This window comes from Peribacillus sp. SIMBA_075 (assembly GCF_046534585.1).
In genome coordinates this window covers 1-267 of record NZ_JAWRYN010000750.1, presented here as the reverse complement: position 1 = coordinate 267, position 267 = coordinate 1, and the positions used below count along the sequence as shown (strand labels likewise).

Below are 267 nucleotides of genomic sequence, written 5' to 3'. Positions count from 1 at the left end.
CGCGCCGAAGCCGGCCATGGCCGCGACTAGGCTGTCGACCTGGCTGCCGTCCAGGGTGCGGCCGGCGGCATCCTGGAACACGTCCACGCGGGCGCCCGGATTGCCGTACCAGTCCTGCAGGTAGATCGCGCCCTCGCGCCGCAGCAGGGTAGCGCTGGCCGAGCCGTCGCTGCGGAACGTACCCGAGTCGTCGTCCGGCGCGCCGGTACCGACGGCCTCCACGACCAGATCGTTGCCGTCGCGGCGGAACCACAACTGGTTGGCGCC

At 72.7% G+C, this 267-nt stretch carries 1 protein-coding gene; it reads right to left on the bottom strand.

Translation table 11 applies throughout. The features are described from left to right. Positions 1-267: hypothetical protein (locus SB775_RS30205; RefSeq protein WP_410864938.1), on the bottom strand; the 267-nt coding region annotated here is incomplete at both ends.